We start from the raw sequence: 18,322 nt of genomic DNA on the forward strand, positions 1-18,322 counted from the left end.
GAAAGCCCCGGTTCCGAAAGGTTCCGGGGTTTCTTTTTGCTATCAGATGGGCTCTGCGCGACGGCGCAGCCAGATTGTCAGGGCCAGGCAGACAATGCCGACAACAATTCCTATCAGCAGGCCATTGAGGTCTAGCGTATGATGCGTGGTGGGTGCGCCGTGTTGCAGGGTGAATTGATGAATATTCAAGCCGTCTCCGCGTGAGTATGAGCCTTGGAAAAGTCTGTTTTGACTACCGCGCCCAGGGGAATCAAACAGTCTGTCCCATACGGTACTGGTGATGCGGCTGGTGTTGAGCAGGAAAAATTCTGCAATTCCGAGAGCTGCCAGCACGCCTAGTACCCATCCGGCTGGAATGGAACGCACCAGGACTGAGACAACGAACAGAACCCCGTAAACCGGGAACCACCAAAGCGCGTTGATCAGGGCATATAAGATGTAATTGCTCATCATCACGGTGACGCCCTGAGAGGACGTCAGGGCAGCGAGTGTTAAGCCAAAATCAATCCTGCCGGCGATGGAGAGCGTTATGACGCTGATCCAGTTCAGGACAAGGACGAGAGCGGGCACAGCAAAAAGTACGATGCTTGCTTTTGCGAGGACGCTCATAAAATCGGAAACGGGCATGGATTTCCAGAAGAGGATCGAGAGGTCCTTACGCTCGTTGTAGAATGTTCCCAACGCATAAATGCAGCTGACCGCCATGCCGGACAGTGCAGCAACATGGGTAATGGCATCGGTTGCGCCTCGGAACACGTCTGCAGGGTCCATGTTGTCGAGGCTATGCAGGGATGCCTTGCTCAGGCCCATGCATGTAAGGAGTAGGGAGAGGAGCGTCAGTGCCGTAGGTACGACGACGAGGAAGCGATTTCCCCATAATTCCCTTCTCACCGTCCAGATAAACTGGTTCCATGCGAGTGTATTACGGTTTACCGAACGCCCGTTCATGCTGCGTGTCCTTCTTTCCTAGGGCGTCCCTGAGCCATGAGAACCAGAAACAGGTCGGCCAGTTTGGGCTGCCGGGTTTCGCCGAGTTGTTTCAGTTCGTCTTTCGGAACGCCATCAAACAGCATGATCGATTGTCCGAGCACGAGCCGCTCATTCAGAGGGTTCAGCGCACGGGCTGTTTCTGTCGTGTCTGGTCGGGGTTTGAGTTCCGTGAACCGCGTTTCAAGGTTGGCCATGCTGTCCTGAAGGGTGATTCGGCCATCTCCAATGAGGATGACGTCTGTCAGGATGTCTTCGATTTCCTCGATCTGATGCGTCGTGACGAGGATGGTGCGGTCATGATCGAAATAATCGTTCAAAAGTGTGATGTAGAACTCCCGCCGATACAGGAGATCCAGCCCGAGGGTCGGTTCATCAAGGACCAGCAGCTTTGCATCAATCGCCATCACGAGAGCCAGATGCAACTGCGCGGTCATGCCTTTTGAGAGGTCCCGGATACGCGAGCGACGCTGGATGTCTGTGCGGGAGAGGAAGGTTTCTGCCTTGGCGCGGTCGAAGCGGGGATGGACACCCTCGACATAGTCCAGCACCTGCCAGACTTTCATCCAGCGGGGGAGGAGTGCCACATCTGCAATGAAGCAGACATCCTGCATCATTGCATGACGCTCATGCCATGGATCGCGGCCGAGCACCTTGAGGGAGCCTTCATAGGGAACGAGACCGAGGATGGCGTTCAGGGCGGTGGTTTTGCCTGCACCATTTGGTCCGATCAGTCCGACGATCCGCCCGGATGGAATTGATAGGTCGATACCATGTACGCCCTTGCCGCCACGATGAACTTTGCGCAGGTTTTTGGCTTCAATGCAGATCATTGCCCGTTCTCCTGATTCAGAAGTTCTTCCAGGCTGAGCCCTAGTCGACGGATGGTTCGCAGTGTTTCGGGCCATTGCTCATCGAGAAATTTCTGCCGCTCAGTTCCTGCAAGGCGCTTCAGGGCGCCGGGGGCTACAAACATTCCCAGGCCTCGACGCTTTTCGACCAGTCCGTCATCTGAAAGCTGCTGATAGGCTTTCATCACCGTCAGTGGGTTGACCTGACATTCGGCAGCAGTCTGCCTGACGGAGGGAATAGGGTCCCCTTCGCTTATGACGCCATCCAGCATCATACCGACCACCCTGTCGCGGATCTGTTGATAGATTGGCTGGGTGTCATTCCATGCACCATCCATATCGTGCTCCTGCGTCGTATCACCATCCGGATTTCGTTCTGCATGTCTCGATCCTCCGATATGGTGTTATACATAACTATATCACTATATCGGAAGCAAGCTGAATCGTCCGTTAGAATCGCGCTTTCTCACACTTGCAGACGGACGGCCTTTTTTACGATCAGTTCCGGTTGCGCTGGAGTTTCTCGTAGCGCGCAATCAGGCGATTGCGTCGGAGGTTGGATAGTTTCTGGATCCAGAAAGTGCCGTTCAACTGATCAAGCTCGTGTTGATGGCACGCTGCTCGGAAGCCGTCTGCTGCTTCGATATGCGTTTCTCCGTCCAGATCCTGATAGCGGACATGGAGTTGCGCAGGACGTTCGACCTGCTCACTCACCCCAGACATCGATATGCTGCCTTCTTCGTGTCGGGCAGTGTTGTCCGAGATCCAGATAATTTCTGGATTGATGTATGTCTGTGGCTCTGGCGCATCGGGCAGTTCCAGAACAACGACGCGTTGCAGGACGCCAATATGTGGCGCTGTGATTCCAAGTCCCTTTACCGAACGAAGTGTATCCAGCAGATCGGTAGCAAGCGCTCTTAGAGGCGCATCGAAATTTGCCACTGGTGCAGCTTTTTCGCGGAGCACCTGGTCGGGATATTTCACGATTTGACGTATGGTCATGTCAGGCTCGGTGCGCCTGTAGCCGGGGATGGGCACAAGAGGGCAAAAAGCGCGTCGGGGCTCTCTATTGCTTCCGCGCTCATGATGAGGGTGCGTCCGATTTCGAGGGCACGTTTTCGGGCCGTGGTGCGGGCAGCATCATCGGGGCAGAGGCTATAATCTGCGACCTGTGCAAAGCCTATGGTCCGGCGAATTATCTCAAGTCCTGCGAAACCTGCGGTATCGCGCAGTATTCCCAGAAGCATATCCTGTACCATCGTCAGGCGCGCTGCATCGTCTTCGAGCAAGCCGCCGACGTCTCCACCGCCCTGCGATACAAGTGTCTGAAACTGCTCTGCAAAAGCGGCCCAGAACACACGCATTTCGTGTTCCATAGCGGGCATTTTCTGCGGCGCAGCACATGCATGCAGCGCGAGGTTGCCCAGATAGAGGCCGCAATCGAAACCGATCGGCCCCATGGTTGCGAATTCACCGTCAATGACGCGCACGTCTCTCTCGTGCAGCATGATGGAGCCGGTGTGGAGGTCCCCGTGCAGCAGGGCCTGTCGGCATGTGAGGAAGATGTTCTGAAGGCGGGAGATGGCAGCGTGGAGAGGTCTGTCTGTGCGCAGAGCCTCGACGGCAGAGAGCAGGGCTGGCTCTGGCTCAGGATTGCGGGTGCAGACACGATACGGGTCGTTCAGAATCAGATCGACGGTAATGCGTGTTAGCGCGGTGTTACCTGCGAAATCGGCGAGCAGGCGAGAGCCTTCCTCGAATGGTCGTGTGGTCCAGCCTGTGGTGTGAACCGTCTGTGCCACGTATTGGCCGATTGTCTCTGAAAATCCCGGTGTCACCTGATCCGCGATCAGTGCCGAACGCAGAACTGTATGAGGGCTCAGGCATTCCATGACGAGCAGGAAGAGGTCTGCGTCGTAATGGAAAAGCTTTGGTGCCAGACCGGTGACTGCGGCCTCCGTGGCGCGCATGTAGCGTGCCTCGTAGAGCGCACGTTCAAGCGGCATTGGCCAGTCTGGGGCTACACGCACATGAGGCAGGGCCTGCTTGCAGCACAGGCTGCTATCCAAGCCATGCACGAGGAAGACGCTGTTCAGGTTTCCATCGCTGACTTCTTTGATGGACCATTCCTCGGGTTTGCCGCCCAGTTGCGTGCTTAGCGTGATCTGGGTGGAGAGCCAGATCCGAAGATCTGCACTGTCGAAGGTACGGTAAAGACTCATGAAGGGTACTCCACAGTGTCTAGCATGGCTCTCAGGGTCGGGACGATGTTTCCGTCTGGAGTTCGTCCTGTCTGCATCAGAAAGAGTGCGCCATATTCCGCATTGCCCTCGTTGAGGCAACGTTTTTGCAGGTCGGGAAAACCAATCGAAACACTGATTTCGATTCCGATATCAACGATATGGGAGTCTGGATGTTCGCAGGCGAGAAGGCATGCACCAATCCGGCATTCGGAACTCTTGAGGCCCAGTTCTTCTTCGCATTCCGCTGCAAGCTGGGCTGCCAGATCTATCTCTGTTTCTCCAGCGCGGCTTTCCACATTCCCGGCCGGTACGCCTTGCCAGAATGACGGAAGATAGAGGGCCTTTTGTGAGCGTTGTCCGATCACTACACCATCTGGCGTTTTCATCAGCCCGACGACAGCAAGTGGCCGAAGAATGTTTGCACCGAAAATATGAGGTTCTTTCATTTGAGCCAAAACTCTGCGGAATTCGGACCAGTGCCCGCTGATCAGGTCTGCCTGGATATGGTCAACGCAGAAAACACGCCCGTTATAGAGTTCAGGATATTGTTTGAGTGCATTATCCCAATGTTTCTGTATATTTTTCTCAATGTCTTGCGCGAGAATTGGCATCTGTCTGCTGGCAATCACCTGCACCTGAGGCGCTAACGCGGTTACTGACCATTCTGCAGAATTGAGTGCTGTCATAAATCGCTCCGGCGATGGTGATCTGAGATGCGAAAGCAACTGGCACACAGATTTTGCGCTAGACTGAACGCCATGCAGATTTTCTCTTGCCCATCATGCGGCAACACCGTCTTTTTTGAAAACAGCCATTGTGAGCGTTGTGGCTCCCAACTCGGTTATGATCCGGGGGAGGGGCGTATGCGTGCCGTCAGGTCTGTTGCCGAAGATATTGTCCAGGGCGTGGATCGGGCTGCTTTTCGTTTTTGTGCAAATGCAGAATACGAGGTCTGCAACTGGCTCCTGCCTGCGCATAGTGACGATGTATTTTGTGTAGCGTGTCGTCATAACCGGATGGTTCCGGATCTCTCAGTTCCAGAAAACCTGGAGAAATGGCGCACGCTAGAGCGCGCCAAGCACCGTCTTGTGTATTCGATGCTACGTCTGAAAATTCCAATGAGCACGCGTCGGGAAAATCCCCTGGAGGGGCTCGCATTTGATTTTCTGGCGGACGATCCTGCTGGAACACGCGTCATGACAGGACATGCGGCTGGCCTCGTTACGATTGCGCTGCGTGAGGCAGATGATGTCGAGCGTGAGCGTATGCGCGTTGAAATGGGGGAGTATTATCGGACGGTCTTAGGGCATTTCCGCCACGAAATCGGCCACTACGTCTGGAACGTGATGGTTCGTGATGGAGGGTATCTCGAGGAGTGCCGCGAACGCTTTGGGGATGATCGCGAAGATTATGGCGATGCGCTGGAGCGACATTACCAAAACGGCCCACCGACTGATTGGACGGAAAACTTTGTGACTTCCTACGCGACGATGCATCCGTGGGAAGATTTTGCAGAAACCTGGGCGCATTACCTGCATATTGTCGATACAATCGAGACAGGCTGGAGCTATGGGATCAGTACGCATCCACATGTTGTGGAAGGTAATGTCCTGAGTACAGATGCAGCATACGATCCAACGCAGGATGGTCCGTTTTCTAGGTTGGCTGACACCTGGTTTCCTCTGACGTCCCTGATGAATAGCCTCAACAGAGGCATGGGGCTTGCAGATTTTTATCCGTTCAAGCTGACGCCGCCGGTATTGCGCAAAATGTCGTTTATTCATCGGCTGGTGCACGGGCGTGCGCTTCCAGACGAAGGGGATCAGGGAGGTGCCAGCGTTACCGAGACCGGGCAGTGATCTGACAGACCCTGCGGCGTGTTTGTGTCGTTGCGGTATGTCATGACCCGAAGGCTGTCTGGAACGAGCCATGAGCGGGCAGCGTTGCCAAGAATGATGTGGTCGATGAAATACTCACCGCCCCAGCATGGACTGGCCATTCCGGCGGTGGTGAGTGTAACCGGTTCATCAGCCTCGATCTGCTCCATGAGCGGGTCATGGAGGGTCAGGCGCCGGTTGAAGTCTCCCAGTACCGCGTAGGCCTCACCATCATCCTGACGTTCGAGCATCCAGTTCTCAAGGATGGCAAACTGCTCGTATAAAGTGGGGCAGGAATGTTGGCGCTGCTTCAGCGGCTGGTCCCAGCATCCTGTTTTGAGATGCACGACCAGTAGCCTGAGAGAGGCAGAACCATCTTTGATCGTGACATCCAGACCTCCACGAAGCTGGTGTGCGGCCGTTGGGCTTGCCACATTCAGCGCGGAGAGGGGCTCGTTGATCTGAATATGCAACCCGCGTCTGACAGCTAGCCCGACTTTCTGAATAACGGGGTCGGTTGAGAGCACGAGCTGGTATTGGGCCGTATCGAAAACACGTTCGGCTGCGGGTGTTCCGTCTACTTCCTGAAATCCGATAATGTCGGCGTTCAGATGCTTTGCGTAAGATCTGAGGCGCTCGAAATCTTCCGGTTTGCGGGGGTGAACGTTATTCGGAAGTTCCGGGTCCCCGTCATGGCGCAGCGTGAGCCAGTCCATGTTCCAGGTTGCCAGCTTAAGAGATTCTGCGCTGGCGGTAGTAGTCCTGATGGCTGCAATGGCCATCAGGACAAAGAAAGCTGCTGGAAATCTCAGGCGACTGCTTCCTGGCCTTCGCTCAGCTTTGACAGGGCTTCATCCACAGTGTGGGTTTTACGGGTGGTCTCATCCAGGACAAAAATTTCGCCCTTGGGGATGTCATAGAACCAACCCTGAATATTGAGCTGGTTTTGGGCAAGAGCGCTGACAACGGCCGGATGCGTCCGCAGGTGTGCCAGTTGCAGGAGCACGTTTGCTTCTGCCAGCGAGCGGATATCCGCCGGGCCGGCGTCTTCGGCCTTCAGATTGCTGAACGCTGCGCGGGCAGCTTCAGCGTTCCGCATCCAACTGCGAACTGTCGGCAGATTGGCCAGCTTAGGAGAGTTGAGGTCCATGAGTGCGGACATCGCACCGCAGTTCGAGTGGCCGCAGATGACAACGTTCTTCACCTTGAGAACGGCCACGGCATACTCGATTGCAGAGGAAACCCCACCAAGCATTTCACCATAAGCAGGGACGATGTTGCCCACGTTACGGACGATGAAAAGCTCACCAGGCTCCGTCTGGGTAACAAGGCTTGGACTGATGCGGCTGTCCGCACAGGTGATGAACAGAGTGGAAGGAGACTGGCTATTGGCCAGGCTTTCAAAAAGTTCAGCGTTTTCTGGATAGACGTCCGTTTCAAATTTACGGACACCGCCCAGAAGTTTCGCCAGAGTATCACGACCACAGGCCATGTCGTTCTCCTTTTCTAGACTTACCGGGCAGTTAGATGTGTTTTGTTAGGGCAGGTAAAGAATGATTCTTACAGTATCATTCTTTGTTACCTGCCTGACAAGTGTTGACGCACTCTTCAAAGATTAGCGAGACGCTCTCTCAGCATCACAAACACTGCGTCGGTATTGGCGTCCGGGCCGCCGGCCTGAGCCATATCCGGGCGTCCACCACCGCCTTTTCCTCCCATGATTTCAGCTGCAGCCCGAACGAGCGGAACTGCGTCAATTCGAGCCGTCAGGTCCTTGGTCACGGAAATGACGATGCTGCCACGGCCGTCTGCATTGGACACCAGAGCAACCACCCCGGATCCGATCTGCTGGCCGATACTCTCTGCAAGACCCTTCAGTTCACGTGGGCTGACATCGCCCAGATCCCGTGCTGACAGTGTGATGCCGTTGACGGTTTCGGTGGTCCCGGTGCCTTCGCCCGTAGCGAGCTTACGTTGCAGGTCTGAGACCTGTGAGGTTAAGGACTTACGCTCTTCGAGTAGGGCAGAAACGCGGGCCAGGGCATCCGAAGCAGGGACCTTCAACAGGTCCGCGATCTGCCGGAGACGTGCTTCCGTATCTAGAGCCAGTGCATCTGCGGCAAGGCCGCAGACAGCTTCAATGCGCCGCACGCCCGCAGAAACACCGCTTTCGGAAACGATCCGGAAGGGCCCGATCTCACCAAGGCGGGTCACATGGGTGCCGCCGCACAGTTCAATCGAATAAGCCATGCGCCCTTCGGTTCCGGTACCCATCGAAACGACACGGACTTCATCGCCATATTTCTCGCCGAACAGTGCCATGGCACCCTCGGCGATGGCTTCTTCCTGCGTCAAAAGGCGGGTTTCGACGGAGCTGTTCTCGCGGATCCGCGCATTGACCTCCGCTTCTACGGAAGCCAGTTCTGCGTCTGTAAGGGGGCGTGGCTGGCTGATGTCAAAGCGCAGGCGTTCTGGGGCGTTCAGGCTGCCCTTCTGTGTCACATGCGTGCCAATCTGACGGCGCAGCGCCTCATGGAGCAGATGCGTGGCTGAGTGGTGTCCACGGATTGCCGTGCGGCGTTCGTGATCGATCTCTGCATGAACGGCCATGCCGGGCTTCAGTATGCCCTCCACGACCCGCCCGTAATGCACGATTAGGTCGCCGTTGCGCTTCTGGGTATCGGTAATTTCGACGCGCACTCCGGGTGCCGCCAATGTACCGTGATCACCAACCTGTCCACCGCTTTCACCATAAAAAGGTGTCTGGTTCAGCAGGATGGCGACTTGCTCACCAGCCGGGGCTTCGGCCAGTTCATCGTTTCCACGGAAGATGGCCTGAACTTCGGCGTCCGCCTGTTCTGAGACATACCCCAGAAACTCGGTTGGGCCATGGCGGTCACGGGCATCAAACCATACGGTCTCGGCTGCGGTATCACCTGAGCCCACCCATGCCGCGCGGGCGCGCTTGCGCTGCTCCGACATTGCGGTTTCGAATCCGGTTTCGTCTACCGTACGTCCCTGTTCGCGTAGGGCATCCTGGGTCAGATCAAGAGGGAAGCCAAATGTGTCGTAAAGCTTGAATGCTACATCGCCGGGGAGAGCCTCCTTGTCGCCAAGGCGTGAAACTTCCTCGCCGAGCAGGGAGAGGCCTCTTTCCAGAAGCGCGGTGAAGCGCTCTTCCTCGCCTTTCATGGTGCCCGCGATCAGGGGCTGGTGCTGGACGAGCTCTGGATATGCAGCGCCCATCTGGCGGATCAGGGCAGGAAGGAGGCGATAGAACACTGGCTCCTTGGCACCCATGATGTGTAGATGGCGCATGGCACGGCGCATGATGCGGCGCAGCACGTATCCGCGTCCGTCCTTGGCAGGGAGAACGCCGTCTGCAATCAGGAATGCTGCCGAACGCAGGTGATCGGCAACAACGCGATGGCTGGATTTGAACGGGCCGTCGGGATCCTGATTGAGTGCATCAGCAGATGCCTCGATCAGTGCGCGCATCGTGTCCGTGTCATAGTTGTCTCGCTTACCCTGCATGATGGCAGCGAAGCGCTCCAGGCCCATTCCGGTATCGATCGAGGGGCGGGGCAGCAGATCGCGGGAACCATCTGGCTGGTCGAGGAACTGCATGAACACGAGGTTCCAGATCTCGACGAAGCGGTCTCCGTCTTCATCGGGACTGCCAGGGGGGCCGCCAAATACGCTATCGCCGTGGTCGTAGAATATTTCCGAGCACGGGCCGCAGGGGCCGGTGTCGCCCATGCGCCAGAAATTGTCGGAGGTGGGGATGCGGATGATCCGGTCGTCCGACAGGCCCGCAATCTTGCGCCACAATTCGGCAGCTTCTTCATCGTCGGCATAGACCGTCGCGAGGAGTTTCTCTTTTGGTAGAGCGAAATTCTTTGTCAGGAGTGTCCAGGCAAATTCGATCGCATCAGGCTTGAAGTAGTCCCCGAAACTGAAATTGCCCATCATTTCGAAGAACGTATGATGGCGTGCCGTATAGCCGACGTTATCGAGGTCGTTGTGTTTGCCTCCGGCCCGGACAACCTTCTGCGCAGTTGTTGCGCGTGTATAGGGGCGGGTTTCCTGGCCGGTGAAGACGTTCTTGAACGGAACCATGCCCGCGTTCGTGAACAGCAGTGTTGGGTCGTTCTGCGGCACCAGTGAGGCCGAGGGAACAATACGATGGCCTTTGGATCCGAAATATTCGAGGAAGGCCGAACGGATATCGTTTGTGCTGGTCATGGCGGTGCGCGTCTGGTTCCGAACGAATGAACAGGGGAAGTTGCTCCTCTCCCTAGAACATTGTTCGACGCTTGGAAATGCAGGCCTTCAAGGCTCGTGGTCGAACGGTACTCTCGTGTGCTTTTGCAGTTCCACGACATCTGGCTCAGGCGGGAGCAGCTCGTTTGGTGATCCGGGTATTTCGACAGCCATCTGCATGAGTTCCAGTGGGGTTTCTGGTGTTTTTTCCTTGAAAACCAGTCGACGGGAAAGATTGAAGTTTGCCACCATGCCGCAGATCGCCCCCGCTATCAGCGCCGTGACCGGATAGGCTCTGGTAAAAGAAAGGATTGCGTAGAGCACGAACACGGTGCCGCGATTAAGAAAAAAGCCAAAAGCATTTGCGAGCAGGAACCGGAGCCATTGCAGGACAAGGTGCTGATTGGAAGATGCTGTCAGCCTGAAGGTCCAGAGGCGGTTGAGCGCCCAGTTGCTGGTTGCCGCGATAAAATATGCACCAAGCGTTGCCGCGATAAGGCCCAGCGATGGCCTAAGGAGTTCCAGAGAGCCCCAGTCAACCAGTAGGCCAGAGGCGCCGACTATTCCAAAACGAATAAACTGGTCGATGATTTGGGGGCGGGAGCGTGGATAAAAGATGCGGCTGCGTTGCACGATGGCCTCGGAACTTGGGGAATTTCTGGCCCGGAGGGGATGTTCGTAGAACGAAACCGGCCTGATGGCACTCACAAAGAAAAAGGGCGCCCCGAAGGACGCCCTTTCCTGAAACCGTAAATCCGAAGATTCCGGCGTCTGATCAGACTGAATTACTTCAGGATGATCTCGACGCGACGGTTCTGCGGCTCGCGGGTGTTCGGGCCGGTCGGGACCAGCGGGTGCTGTTCGCCGTAACCATGGATGTCGATGGCAGCAGCCGGGACACCATCACGGATCAGTTCGGCCTTCACGCTGTTAGCGCGACGGATGGACAGGTTCATGTTGTATGCCTGGCCACGTGCGCCCGGGTGTGCTGCGGAGTTATCAGCATAACCGTTGACTTCGATGCGCGTCGTCTGGACGTGCGTGGAAGCCTGTGCAGCCTGTGCAACGATCTCGCGAGCGCGACCGGTCAGGTTGGACTTGTCCCAGTCGAAGAACACGAGGTACGTGCGAGCAGGGGTCGGTGCTGGCGGCACGATGACCGGAGCCGGCGGCGGCGGCGGCGGAGCTGTGTCGAACGCATAACGCAGGCTCAGGATGAACTGGTGCGAGAAGCGCTGATCAAAGTTCACGTTGCCCTTGTGCAGGCCCGAACCGTTTCCGTTCCAGGACGTGGAACGGTATGCGCCGTTGCTGAACGTCTGGCCGATGAAGCGGTATTCGGTCGTGATTGCAAGGCCAGGGACATTCGGGATGTCATAGGCTGCACCGACGATGCCCTGGTAAGCGAAGCTACCCTGGGTGCCACCAAGGCGGTTAACCGCATTGTTGGAGTAGGTCGTCGTGATCGGGTTGTAGTGCTGCCACAGGTAACCTGCACCGATACCAACGAACGGCGTGACAGGAACGTTCAGGCCGAAATTGGCGAGATCGATGTCATACAGGCCGTTGATGAAGCCACCGTATGCCTGGTCGGAACCCTTTGTGGAGCCCGGCGCAGCGGTAGGCGTGCGGTGGTTGATCTGGGAGTAGTTATATACGCCCTCGATCTCAGCGCGGAAGCCGTTGCCGAAGCCCCAACCGAACGAACCGAAGCCCGTGAAACCGTCCTTATGACGGTAGCGTGAGCTGCTCGCGTTGTTGCTTGTGGTGCCATCGGCCTGCGAGGTCGGGGAGAAGCGACCGTGCTGCTGCTGAACCAGGTTATAACCACCACCCAGATCGATGTAAGGGCCAGTGATTGTGCTGGCCATGGCGAGCGACGGTGCGGCGACCATCGATGTCATGGCAAGGAGTGCCGTGCGGAGACGCATGTTTTCGTCCTCTTAGTGACTAACGTTCGAGCCGAAGGAAAGAATGCTCTGACCAACGGACCCAGCGCGATGCATAAGCGCATATAGATCGCTGAGTTCCCCTCCACAAAGGTAGTTAGGGGCTCCGCAATCTATTCGGAGGGATAAGAGTGATAAAAATATCACAATCCGTTCCGTTCGATTCACGATCTACGCCTCGCGTCTCCGCTGCATTAGCGGAATGGAAGACCGGACGCCATAGGGTGCGGGTATTAAATATACGGTAATCAGCAGTGATATATCAAATAGTGTGACAAATCAGCCGCTACATCCTTCGTCTAACAAAAGCTCACGAACAGTATCCATTGGTACGTTACGGCTTGTGAAGGCCTGTCCGATGCCGCGCAACAACACAAAACTGATGAGTCCATCACGCATTTTCTTGTCGTGGCTCATATGGGCCAGTAGTGCTGCAGCTGAGAACGGTGTTTCGAACCAGTCAAACCCTGCCGGCATCGCGAGTTTCCGCAAATGTGCGTCCACGCGCTCAAGATCTGCAACCGGAGCCAGTCCAAGCCTTACAGAAAGCGCCGTTGCGAGGTGCAACCCGATGGAAACTGCTTCTCCGTGCAGGAGTCTTCCATCGTAGCCCAGTTCCGCTTCCAGCGCGTGGGCGAACGTATGGCCTAAGTTCAGAAGTGCCCGGCCACCCTGTTTTGCCTGTTCGCGTTCGTCTGCGGCAACGACGGCTGCCTTGAAAACACAAGCTTTCTGCACTGCATCAACAAGTGCGGCGGGATCTCCATCAAGAACGTCCGCGCCATGTGCTTCGCACCATGCAAAGAGTTCCGGGTCCGAGATCATTCCCGATTTGACGATTTCTGCATAACCAGCAATGCGCTGGCGTCGGGGCAGGGTTGCAAGTGCTGAACTGTCTGCAAGTACCGCAATAGGTTGGTGGAACGCGCCAATCAGATTCTTGCCGCTGGGTGCATTGATTCCCGTCTTGCCGCCTACGGAACTATCCACCTGCGACAGGAGCGTTGTTGGGATCTGCACGAACGGCAACCCACGTAACGCAGTTGCGGCGACGAAACCGGCCAGATCACCAACCACGCCACCACCAAGTGCCACAATCGTGGTTCCTCGCTCGATGCCCAGTTCGAGAAGCTGCGTCATGACCTGCGCATAGCAGGTGAGGGATTTGCTCTCCTCGCCACCTGCGACTGCGATCACATCGGCCTGGATACCTGTCTCGGCAAAGGAATTCAGAAGGCGCGGGAGATGAAGTTCCGCAACGATATTGTCTGTTACGACGACGACGCGTTTTTGTGGCAGGTGCGGTGCAAGCCAGGCGCCAGCACGGGAAATGAGATCAGGTCCGATCAGAACATCGTAGTGATGTGACGCGAGCGTCACGGGGACTGTCAGTGGCTTTTGTAGTTCACTGAGTGCTTCCTGTACGCGACGCACGCCCTGTTCCACGGTTTCATCTCCACAATCGATAATGACGTCTGCCTCGGCATAGACGGGGTAGCGAAGTCCCACCAGCCGACTCATGATTTCCTTCGGGTCACCTTGTGCGAGCAATGGTCGCCCACCTCTGCCATGGACGCGCTTGAGCAGGACATGAACCGGCGCCCTTAACCAGAGGGAGCATGCATGCATGCGCACCAACCTGCGTGTTTCAGCATCCATCCATGCGCCGCCGCCTGTCGCCAGAATACATGGTGGCCCCTGCAGGAGTCTCTTGATGACCCTGCGTTCACCCGCCCGGAAGGCATTTTCGCCGTGGCGTGCGAAGATCTCCGATATCGTGCACCCGGCGGCACGTTCAATCTCTGCATCCGCATCAACGAAGGGGATGCCGTAAATCTGCGCCAGTCTTCGGCCGACGGTGGTTTTCCCCACGCCCATCATGCCGATCAGCACAAGGATTCCCGAAGGTCCTACACCTGAGGGCAGGGCGGCTGCAGGCATGGAAACAGAAGTGGGGTTGGATGGTAGGCGTGACATACACCGCTACGTATCATAGGAGAGCAGTTGCGTCCTGCTCACACTTCGAGATCCATTCGCAATGTCCAGATCTGACCGTTCCCTGCCTCGTCTTCCCCTGATTGCGGGGATCGTCATCCTGTTGCTGGTTCTGGCGCTGGGGGGTGGTTTCCTGCGTCTTGGCATGAATGCCGTGCCCCCTGAACAGACCAATGTTCATAAGGTGCTTCCGGCTTCCGCATTTGCTTCGGCTCCCCCGAGCAGCACAGCCGCATCAGCGCCTCTGCCTGCAATGCCGCCCGTGCCGACGATGCCTGCACCGGGAACTGTTGCTACTCCGGCTGCTGCACCTGCGGCGACACCTGTTCCCCAGAGCGCCACGCCGCTTCCGACAATGCCTGCACCGCGCGCCGCCCCCACGCAGTTGCCTGCTTCCACGCCTGCGCATTGATCCACGCCTTCGAGATCCCGTCTGATGGACAGGCATGTTGAAGCGTTTCTGGAGATGCTCGCTGCTGAACGTGGTGCAGCGCTTCGGACGCGGATGGCCTACACGGCGGATCTCGCTGATTTTGCTCTGGTGTGCGCTCCTGTTGCCCTGAAGGATGTCACTTCCGGGCAGGTGCGGGCTTATTTCACGATGCTTTCGCAGGCTGGACTTTCAGCCCGGACAGCCGCTCGCAGATTGTCTTGTCTGCGCCAGTTTTACCGCTTTCTAATGCTCGAATCGATTCGGGCAGATGATCCGACAGAGCGGCAATCTTCCCCTGCCATACCATCCTCATTGCCGCGCCCTCTTGATGAGGCGGAAATCCGTAGCCTTCTGGAGGAGGGAACGCGCGGTCATGAAGATGAGCGCCGGGATATTCTGTCTCGTGCTGCGCTGGAGCTTCTTTACACAACCGGGCTGCGCATATCGGAACTGCTGTCTCTGCCCGTAACCTGTGTTCAGGTCAGGGGGCCCATGTTGATGGTTCGGGGTAAGGGAGGGCGAGAGAGGCTGGTGCCGCTCTCGCAGTCCGCGCGTGCGGCTGCTGAGGCTTTGGCTCATTATGATCGAGACCGCGGGAGCCTGTATCTTTTTCCCGGCCGAAACCCTGACAAACCTTTGACACGGCAGGGATTCGATAAAATCCTTCTGGCCTGCGCGCTTAAGGCCGGTGTTGATCCTGAGCGGGTCAGCCCACATGTGCTGAGGCACTCTTTCGCAAGCCATCTTCTGGCGCATGGCGCTGATCTGCGCGCTCTTCAGATGCTGTTGGGGCATGCGGATATTGCAACCACGCAGATTTACACGCAGGTGATGGCAGAGCGTTTGCGCCAGTTGGTGAGCGAACATCACCCTCTTGCACAGGCTGGGAAGATCATTCCGACAGGGTGAGGCTTCGGGGGGCTGTTTCCCGCCGCGTGGGCGTGCTATCGGGCGGCCATGCGCCAATTCCTAGATTTTGAGAAGTCGGTCGCCGAACTCGAGACCAAGATCGACGAACTCCGCCAGATGGGTAGCCAGGGTACAGACCCCGGCACCAGCGGCATCAATATCGATGACGAAATTGCCCGTCTGTCCGAGAAGGCCGACAAGCAGCTTCGCACAACATACGCCAAGCTGACGCCGCTGCAGAAAGTGCAGGTGGCCCGTCATGCCCAGCGCCCGAAGGCAATGGATTACATCCATCAGCTGACGACCGAATACACGCCATTGGCGGGTGATCGCGCGTTTGGCGAGGATCAGGCCATGGTCGGTGGTCTTGCACGCTTTCGCGGCGAGCCAGTGGTGGTGATCGGGACCGAGCGTGGTTTCGATACCGAGACCCGCCTACGCCATAATTTTGGCATGGCTCGCCCGGAAGGCTATCGCAAGGCACAGCGTCTGGTCGAAATGGCTGGACGGTTTGGCCTGCCAGTTCTGACGTTCATCGATACGGCCGGTGCTTGGCCTGGAATCGATGCGGAAGCTCGTGGGCAGGCTGAGGCCATTGCCCGTTCAATTGACGTTTGCCTTCAGGCCCCCGTGCCTGTCGTGGCGACCGTGATTGGAGAGGGCGGATCTGGTGGCGCGATTGCCATCGGTGCGGGTGACCGTATTCTGATGCTTGAACACTCGATTTATTCGGTCATTTCCCCCGAGGCCGCAGCTTCCATTCTTTGGCGCGACCCCAAGCTGGCTCCTGCCGCCGCCGAAGCCCTGAAGCTTACGGCTCAGGATCTGCAGGGGCTCGGTCTGATCGACCGTGTCGTTGCGGAGCCCATCGGTGGTGCACAGCGTGCTCCTGAAGAGGCTGTGGCGGCTGTTGGTAATGCCATTGCTGAGGAACTGGTTCCGCTGCGTGCCCTGACGGCCGCAGCCATCGTCCAGAAACGCCGGGACAAGTTTCTGGCAATGACACGCGGCGCATTGAACTGAATGTTCAGGTCTGATCGGGGGCGGGTTCGCCTTCGATTGGGTTGGCGCCAAGAGAGCTGATCAGGGCATGAATGCGCCCAGCAGCACTCTGAACGGCCGCAGGATCGTACCCCTTGGCGACAAGGGCTACGCCGCGGCCGTTTTTGCGTTCATAGGGGTATGATCCGATATCCAGATGCGGGAAATCACTCTGGATCGCTTCAAGCCCTTGCGCCAGATCCCCTTCATAGAGCGTTGGCGAGTGCCAGCTTGCGGAGACGAGTGGCGTACCCCCCTCTAGCTGCGGCACGAGCCATTTGACCATGGCTGCGAAAATTTTTGGCACGCCTGCCATGACATGGACATTGCCGATCGAAAATCCTGGAGCGACCGAGACTGAATTTTCGATTGTGGTAGCGCCTTCCGGGAGCCATGCCATCCGCTGACGCGCTTCGTTGAAATTTTTGGATGCGAAATGGGTTTCTAGCCTACGAAAGCTTTCTTCGTGGCGAATAAGGCGTACTCCCACGGCTTCGGCAACGCATAGGGCTGTGATGTCATCATGAGTGGGGCCAATGCCGCCGCTTGTGAACACCATATCGAATCGTGCCCGGCATTCTCCGACCGTACTGATGATGCGTTCCGCAATATCAGGAATGATGCGTACTTCAGTGAGGCGTATTCCCTGTTCATTGAGGGCGCAGGCCAGCACCTGAATGTTTGCATCCTGTGTGCGGCCGGAAAGAATTTCATTTCCGATCACAAGGAAGCAGGCGTTTTTTTGGTGCATGTCTTTTGTCCTGTTACTCTGATCCGAAGAACGTAACTGCCATGCCTGCGTTGTCGAGAGACAAGCGTTGCAGAAGGCGCAGGTCAGACAAGGGAAATTTCATGACACTCAAGCACCATCAGCCTGAATGCATTCTGGATCTCCGGGCCTCGCTCGGCGAAGGTCCGGTCTGGATCGAGGCCGAGAAGTCGCTTTATTTCGTGGATATCGTGGAGGCGCGCGTTCATCGCTTCACGCCAGAAACTGGCGCAGTCAAAAGCTGGACCGCACCAAAGCGGCTGGGTTTTCTGTTGCCTGTAAATGATGGCACGTTCCTCGCGGGGTTGGTCGACGGTCTGCATCGCTTTGATCCGAAAATCGGGGAATTTTCAGCACATACAGAAGTAGAGCCTGAGAAACCCGGCAATCGTCTGAATGATGGATGCGTGGATCCGGAAGGACGGATCTGGTTTGGTACGATGGATGATGGTGAGGAAAATGATACAGGCTCCATCTATCGTGTGGTGCATACGCCAGAGGGGTTAAGCATCACGCATCATGATGAGGGCTACACGGTTTCCAACGGACCGGCTGTCTCGCCGTGTGGAAAGATCCTGTATGTCTGTGACAGCCCGGAACAGACGATCTTCGCGTTCGATATCGATGCTGCGGGCAATTTGTCTGGAGAGCGTGTTTTCGCAAAAATCAGCAACGGCTACCCTGATGGTGTTGTGACGGATAGTGAAGGCACGGTTTGGTGCGGAACATGGGGTGGGGCGCGCGTGTCACGCTTCCGGCCAGATGGCAGCGAGTTGCCGCCCATTCCGATGCCGGTATCGAACGTGACGAAAGTTGCTTTTGGGGGCGATGATTTGAAGACGGTGTTCGTCACCACGGCCCGTAAGGGGCTGGATGAGGATATTCTGAAAAAGGAGCCTCAGGCTGGTTCGCTCTTCGCGTTCCGCACTGATGTTGCTGGTTCCCCGCAGAATACTTTTCGTCTCAACGGCTAGGGTTCCAGTATAGCCCGGTGGTATTTTTCCC

At 56.8% G+C, this 18,322-nt stretch carries 18 protein-coding genes; 5 read left to right on the forward strand and 13 right to left on the reverse strand.

The window, feature by feature from the left end:
• Positions 1-42: 42 nt before the first annotated feature.
• The 6 genes from GWA01_RS02115 to GWA01_RS02140 form a co-directional block, all read right to left on the reverse strand.
• Positions 43-948 (reverse strand): ABC transporter permease, encoded by a 906-nt coding sequence (locus GWA01_RS02115; RefSeq protein WP_146793539.1) that lies wholly within the window; start codon positions 946-948, stop codon positions 43-45.
• Positions 945-1,820 carry an ABC transporter ATP-binding protein gene (locus GWA01_RS02120; RefSeq protein ID WP_146793541.1) on the reverse strand — a complete coding sequence of 292 codons (876 nt, stop codon included), beginning with the start codon at positions 1,818-1,820 and terminating at the stop codon, positions 945-947. Before GWA01_RS02120 ends, GWA01_RS02115 begins: the two co-directional genes overlap by 4 nt.
• Entirely contained in the window at positions 1,817-2,176 is a 360-nt protein-coding gene (locus GWA01_RS02125; protein ID WP_146793543.1) for a GntR family transcriptional regulator, read from the reverse strand. Before GWA01_RS02125 ends, GWA01_RS02120 begins: the two co-directional genes overlap by 4 nt.
• Before the next feature lie 160 nt (positions 2,177-2,336).
• Positions 2,337-2,840 carry a peptide deformylase gene (locus GWA01_RS02130; RefSeq protein WP_146793545.1) on the reverse strand — a complete coding sequence of 168 codons (504 nt, stop codon included), beginning with the start codon at positions 2,838-2,840 and terminating at the stop codon, positions 2,337-2,339.
• Positions 2,837-4,060: an S-methyl-5-thioribose kinase gene (gene mtnK, locus GWA01_RS02135; RefSeq protein ID WP_146793547.1), complete on the reverse strand. Its 1,224-nt coding sequence runs from the start codon at positions 4,058-4,060 to the stop codon at positions 2,837-2,839. The genes GWA01_RS02130 and mtnK overlap by 4 nt, the downstream gene beginning before the upstream one ends.
• Positions 4,057-4,767, reverse strand: a complete 711-nt coding sequence (locus tag GWA01_RS02140) for an NUDIX hydrolase (RefSeq protein ID WP_146793549.1) — start codon at positions 4,765-4,767, stop codon at positions 4,057-4,059. Before GWA01_RS02140 ends, mtnK begins: the two co-directional genes overlap by 4 nt.
• Before the next feature lie 72 nt (positions 4,768-4,839).
• On the opposite strand from GWA01_RS02140, the gene GWA01_RS02145 reads away from it, so the two are divergent.
• Positions 4,840-5,940, forward strand: coding sequence for a zinc-binding metallopeptidase family protein (locus GWA01_RS02145; protein ID WP_146793551.1), 1,101 nt, complete (start codon positions 4,840-4,842; stop codon positions 5,938-5,940).
• Here GWA01_RS02145 and GWA01_RS02150 read toward each other — a convergent pair.
• The 6 genes from GWA01_RS02150 to aroB all read right to left on the reverse strand — a co-directional run bounded on the left by GWA01_RS02150 (position 5,904) and on the right by aroB (position 14,147).
• Positions 5,904-6,740, reverse strand: coding sequence for an endonuclease/exonuclease/phosphatase family protein (locus GWA01_RS02150; RefSeq protein ID WP_146793553.1), 837 nt, complete (start codon positions 6,738-6,740; stop codon positions 5,904-5,906). The two genes, GWA01_RS02145 and GWA01_RS02150, sit on opposite strands and share 37 nt — an antisense overlap.
• A 26-nt stretch (positions 6,741-6,766) precedes the next feature.
• Positions 6,767-7,450 (reverse strand): carbonic anhydrase, encoded by a 684-nt coding sequence (locus tag GWA01_RS02155; RefSeq protein WP_146793555.1) that lies wholly within the window; start codon positions 7,448-7,450, stop codon positions 6,767-6,769.
• A 116-nt stretch (positions 7,451-7,566) separates the two neighbouring features.
• Positions 7,567-10,203, reverse strand: a complete 2,637-nt coding sequence (gene alaS, locus GWA01_RS02160) for an alanine--tRNA ligase (protein WP_146793557.1) — start codon at positions 10,201-10,203, stop codon at positions 7,567-7,569.
• Between the two features lie 87 nt (positions 10,204-10,290).
• On the reverse strand, positions 10,291-10,854 hold the full coding sequence (locus GWA01_RS02165; RefSeq protein WP_146795427.1) for a GtrA family protein: 564 nt from the start codon (positions 10,852-10,854) through the stop codon (positions 10,291-10,293).
• Positions 10,855-11,006: 152 nt separating this feature from the next.
• The gene (locus GWA01_RS02170; protein ID WP_146793559.1) at positions 11,007-12,152 is read right to left on the reverse strand and encodes an OmpA family protein; all 1,146 of its coding nucleotides are present in this window, start codon (positions 12,150-12,152) and stop codon (positions 11,007-11,009) included.
• A gap of 297 nt (positions 12,153-12,449) precedes the next feature.
• Positions 12,450-14,147: a 3-dehydroquinate synthase gene (aroB, locus tag GWA01_RS02175; protein ID WP_146793568.1), complete on the reverse strand. Its 1,698-nt coding sequence runs from the start codon at positions 14,145-14,147 to the stop codon at positions 12,450-12,452.
• Between the two features lie 61 nt (positions 14,148-14,208).
• Here aroB and GWA01_RS02180 point away from each other — a divergent pair, with 61 nt between their 5' ends.
• The 3 genes from GWA01_RS02180 to GWA01_RS02190 are packed head-to-tail and all read left to right on the forward strand — an operon-like array spanning position 14,209 to position 16,530.
• Positions 14,209-14,577 carry a hypothetical protein gene (locus GWA01_RS02180; protein ID WP_146793570.1) on the forward strand — a complete coding sequence of 123 codons (369 nt, stop codon included), beginning with the start codon at positions 14,209-14,211 and terminating at the stop codon, positions 14,575-14,577.
• 24 nt (positions 14,578-14,601) lie between these two features.
• Positions 14,602-15,507, forward strand: a complete 906-nt coding sequence (locus GWA01_RS02185) for a tyrosine recombinase (protein WP_146793572.1) — start codon at positions 14,602-14,604, stop codon at positions 15,505-15,507.
• 48 nt (positions 15,508-15,555) lie between these two features.
• Complete coding sequence (locus tag GWA01_RS02190; RefSeq protein WP_146793574.1) at positions 15,556-16,530, forward strand: acetyl-CoA carboxylase carboxyltransferase subunit alpha; 975 nt, start codon at positions 15,556-15,558, stop codon at positions 16,528-16,530.
• A gap of 4 nt (positions 16,531-16,534) precedes the next feature.
• Here GWA01_RS02190 and GWA01_RS02195 read toward each other — a convergent pair whose 3' ends face one another.
• Positions 16,535-17,299, reverse strand: coding sequence for a competence/damage-inducible protein A (locus tag GWA01_RS02195; RefSeq protein ID WP_146793576.1), 765 nt, complete (start codon positions 17,297-17,299; stop codon positions 16,535-16,537).
• A gap of 101 nt (positions 17,300-17,400) precedes the next feature.
• Between GWA01_RS02195 and GWA01_RS02200 the strand changes: the two genes are divergently transcribed.
• A complete protein-coding gene (locus GWA01_RS02200; RefSeq protein ID WP_146793578.1) occupies positions 17,401-18,291 on the forward strand; it encodes an SMP-30/gluconolactonase/LRE family protein in 891 nt (296 codons plus the stop codon).
• Positions 18,292-18,322: the final 31 nt, after the last annotated feature.

Source organism: Gluconobacter wancherniae NBRC 103581 (assembly GCF_007988885.1).
Taxonomy (GTDB): Bacteria; Pseudomonadota; Alphaproteobacteria; order Acetobacterales; family Acetobacteraceae; genus Gluconobacter; species Gluconobacter wancherniae.

What these genes read in the sequence shown, in the direction of transcription:
- GWA01_RS02115 (WP_146793539.1), bottom strand. Translation starts at nt 948, where the DNA reads ATGAACGGGCGTTCGGTAAACCGTAATACACTCGCATGGAACCAGTTT.
- GWA01_RS02185 (WP_146793572.1), top strand. Translation starts at nt 14,602, where the DNA reads ATGGACAGGCATGTTGAAGCGTTTCTGGAGATGCTCGCTGCTGAACGT.
- GWA01_RS02145 (WP_146793551.1), top strand. Translation starts at nt 4,840, where the DNA reads ATGCAGATTTTCTCTTGCCCATCATGCGGCAACACCGTCTTTTTTGAA.
- GWA01_RS02195 (WP_146793576.1), bottom strand. Translation starts at nt 17,299, where the DNA reads ATGCACCAAAAAAACGCCTGCTTCCTTGTGATCGGAAATGAAATTCTT.
- GWA01_RS02120 (WP_146793541.1), bottom strand. Translation starts at nt 1,820, where the DNA reads ATGATCTGCATTGAAGCCAAAAACCTGCGCAAAGTTCATCGTGGCGGC.
- alaS (WP_146793557.1), bottom strand. Translation starts at nt 10,203, where the DNA reads ATGACCAGCACAAACGATATCCGTTCGGCCTTCCTCGAATATTTCGGA.
- mtnK (WP_146793547.1), bottom strand. Translation starts at nt 4,060, where the DNA reads ATGAGTCTTTACCGTACCTTCGACAGTGCAGATCTTCGGATCTGGCTC.
- GWA01_RS02170 (WP_146793559.1), bottom strand. Translation starts at nt 12,152, where the DNA reads ATGCGTCTCCGCACGGCACTCCTTGCCATGACATCGATGGTCGCCGCA.
- GWA01_RS02155 (WP_146793555.1), bottom strand. Translation starts at nt 7,450, where the DNA reads ATGGCCTGTGGTCGTGATACTCTGGCGAAACTTCTGGGCGGTGTCCGT.
- GWA01_RS02125 (WP_146793543.1), bottom strand. Translation starts at nt 2,176, where the DNA reads ATGGATGGTGCATGGAATGACACCCAGCCAATCTATCAACAGATCCGC.
- GWA01_RS02180 (WP_146793570.1), top strand. Translation starts at nt 14,209, where the DNA reads ATGTCCAGATCTGACCGTTCCCTGCCTCGTCTTCCCCTGATTGCGGGG.
- aroB (WP_146793568.1), bottom strand. Translation starts at nt 14,147, where the DNA reads ATGTCACGCCTACCATCCAACCCCACTTCTGTTTCCATGCCTGCAGCC.
- GWA01_RS02200 (WP_146793578.1), top strand. Translation starts at nt 17,401, where the DNA reads ATGACACTCAAGCACCATCAGCCTGAATGCATTCTGGATCTCCGGGCC.
- GWA01_RS02190 (WP_146793574.1), top strand. Translation starts at nt 15,556, where the DNA reads ATGCGCCAATTCCTAGATTTTGAGAAGTCGGTCGCCGAACTCGAGACC.
- GWA01_RS02150 (WP_146793553.1), bottom strand. Translation starts at nt 6,740, where the DNA reads ATGGCCATTGCAGCCATCAGGACTACTACCGCCAGCGCAGAATCTCTT.
- GWA01_RS02140 (WP_146793549.1), bottom strand. Translation starts at nt 4,767, where the DNA reads ATGACAGCACTCAATTCTGCAGAATGGTCAGTAACCGCGTTAGCGCCT.
- GWA01_RS02130 (WP_146793545.1), bottom strand. Translation starts at nt 2,840, where the DNA reads ATGACCATACGTCAAATCGTGAAATATCCCGACCAGGTGCTCCGCGAA.